Annotated in this window: 4 protein-coding genes; all 4 read left to right on the top strand. The window is 36.2% G+C overall.

The features are described 5' to 3' along the window. Positions 1-135: 135 nt before the first annotated feature. Positions 136-321 carry a hypothetical protein gene (locus CGICJO_RS12710; protein ID WP_486500036.1) on the top strand — a complete coding sequence of 62 codons (186 nt, stop codon included), beginning with the start codon at positions 136-138 and terminating at the stop codon, positions 319-321. Positions 322-468: 147 nt separating this feature from the next. After that, complete coding sequence (mobV, locus tag CGICJO_RS12705; protein WP_486500035.1) at positions 469-1,671, top strand: MobV family relaxase; 1,203 nt, start codon at positions 469-471, stop codon at positions 1,669-1,671. Positions 1,672-1,984: 313 nt separating this feature from the next. Then, a complete protein-coding gene (locus tag CGICJO_RS12700; protein WP_486500034.1) occupies positions 1,985-2,143 on the top strand; it encodes a hypothetical protein in 159 nt (52 codons plus the stop codon). Positions 2,144-2,221: 78 nt separating this feature from the next. Further along, positions 2,222-2,816 (top strand): replication protein (locus CGICJO_RS12695; RefSeq protein WP_486500033.1); only part of this gene is annotated, 595 nt, incomplete at its 3' end.

Genomic DNA, 2,816 nt, shown 5'->3' with positions numbered 1-2,816 from the left:
ATACATACTTGAAATCAAAAAGATATGGACAGATGAACGGAACTACCAAGATGTCGTGTTCTTTGGATGGTCATTGTGTAGTTGTAGATGAGAACGGTGAAGTAATTAAGTGATGTAAATACAGAGGTGCGTGGTATGACTTTAAATTTTGATGATTTGAATTATCGTGAGCAATACGAGATATTGGAACGAGCAAAAGACCTTTTGGCATACCTGTATGATGTTTGTGATGATTTTCCGATGGAAAGCTATATGTCAGGTAGTAAGAGTTTGCAAGACGCAATGTCATTTGTTGACAACAAGTTATTAGAGTTAGATTAAAAGGGGTCAAGGGGTGTCCCCTTGCAAGGGAACTTTTGCGAAGCAAAGGTATACCTTGCTACACCTTTCTACACCTTTACTTAGTCTTAAAGGTTTGTTATAATCTTCTTCAGAAAAAAAGTAAAGGTGTGCAATGGAGGTGAAGTGATGGCTCATGCAGAAAACTATAAGCTTAATGGAGCTGTTGGTGTACTCAGACATAATGAGCGAAAAATTAATGACAATGTTCAAAGTCGTAAGAATGAGTGCATAGACAGTTCACGTACAGGATTAAATTATAACCTTGCTCCAGAACGTTGTAGTAAGGTGCTTAAAGACCACATAAGAAAAGTTTGCGAGGATAATGGTGTTAGGCTCAACAACAGAAAAGACCTTAACATAATGTCATCGTGGGTTATAACTGCTCCGAAGCCTTTGTTGGAACAGTATCCTGATAGACAAAAAGAATTTTTTGAGTGTTGCTATGAATTTTTGTGTGAGAGATATGGGAAAGAGTTTGTATTGAGTTCAATGGTTCATCTCGATGAAACTACCCCACATATGCATTTTGAGTTTATTCCAGTTGGTTATGACAGGAAAAATGATAGACTGACTGTGTCGTCTAAGTTCACAGTAACACGAACTGACCTTAGGACGTTTCATCAAGACCTTGAGAGGTATATCAAGGCTTCGATGAATATTAATTTGCCGATTTTAAATAAAGCTACAGCAGAGGGAAATAAGAGCATTGATGAGTTAAAAAGGCAGTCAGCTACGGAACGATTACAAGAAGCTACTGAAAAGGCGTCTAAAATCGTTTCTGAGGCACAAAACAGGGTAAATGATATTAGAGCCGAACTTGTTGATTTAGAGCCACTACGGGCTGAATATAAGGCAAAAAAGGCTTATATTGCAAAATGTGCTGAAAAAAGTAAGGCTTCAGTTTTTTATCCTGAAGAAGCTAAGGTAACTAAGAGAGGATTTATTCACAAGAAAAAATTTGTAACTGTTCCACTCGAAATGTGGGAAAGTAGATATATTGCTGTTCACGAAAAAGAAATATTGAAGAGTGCAACTAATGCATTTGAAGAAAGTGTTGAAGCTTTTTGCAACGATAATTCTCATCAGAATATAAAAAGCTTAAATGAAGAGATATCTAATTTGAGAAATGATAAATCTATGCTTATAAACGAAAATATCAGGTTAAAAAAAGAGTTGCAAAAGAGTATGGAGAAGCATAAGAAAGTAAAATCGGCAATAATGAGAATGCCATTAGAAATTATAGAGAGGTTCTCCAGAGAGTTAAAAAAAGAAGGTTTGAATTTAACGCAAGCTCCAAAGGTTGATAAGGGCATTGTTAAGAAAAACTAACAGAGCAGTACAGCGGCACGCTGTGTTAGGCTCCTGCGGATATAAATAAAAATTTCGCTTGCGAAATTTCACCAAATTCATGTAGCAGTAACGTTTGCAAAAGAGGTTATCTAAGGTCTTTAGGTGACCTCTTTTTTTGTGTACAGGTCGTTTCCGTATTAACGAAAAAAGCAGGGCAAAAGGGGGGTACTACGACACCCCCCTATGGGTGACGTGTGACGTGTGACAAAAAATGAAAAAACAGTTGACAAATGGAGTAAAACGACGTAAAATGAAGTAGGAGTAAAAAATCAGAAAAAAGGAGAAAAAAGATATGGCAGGAACAAAAATTACTATGTCGCTTTCTGAAAAAACGCTTGAGATGTTGAAAGAAATGGCAGAAAATAAAGGCGTAAAAAAGTCAGCGATTGTAGCTTTAGCATTGGAAGAATTTTATCGAAAGCAGAAAGGGGAGATACCTGAGGAAAAATAAAAAAAAAGAGCTGCACCCCACCGGCGAAAGTTGAGTACAGCCTTTTTTGTTCCAAAAAGTGTATCAAAAGTATAACGTATGGCAAGTCAAAAAGCAAGTGTAAAGAAACGTAATTGGGCTTTTTTTGTTTATCCAACTAAGGAGCAACTTGAAGCTGTTGGTTCTAAGTATGATGGTGCTGATGGGTATGGTTCTGTTCCAGAAGATTGGAGAAAACAGTTACAATTATCTGGACTTCAGTATGCGATTAGTCCTTTGCATGATAAGGACGAATTGGAAGATGGAAGTGGAAAAATCAAGAAACCACACTATCACATTATTGTTGTTTATGGTTCTCCTACTACGTACAGTAATGTGAAAAGTATGACCGATAGGTTAAATTCTCCTGCACCTCAAGCTTTGGAGCAAATTAGAGGGTATTATAGATATTTAACCCATAAGGATAATCCCGAAAAGTATCAGTATGATGATTGTGATATAGTTACTGGTGGAGGATTTGATATATCGGATTTTGTAGAGATAACTAAGTCCGAGGTAAATGCAATAAAGAGTGAACTTTTGGGAATTATTAAAGAGCATAATTTTTTGGAGTACTGTGATTTGATTGACTATGTTCAGGAAAATAAAGACAAAGTTTATTTTGATGTTGCAAGTAGTAATACTATTTTCTTCA

The sequence above is a fragment of the Candidatus Limousia pullorum genome (genome assembly GCF_057405065.1).
The sequence above is the reverse complement of the archived record's forward strand: the minus strand, read 5'-3'. Positions and strand labels throughout refer to the sequence as shown.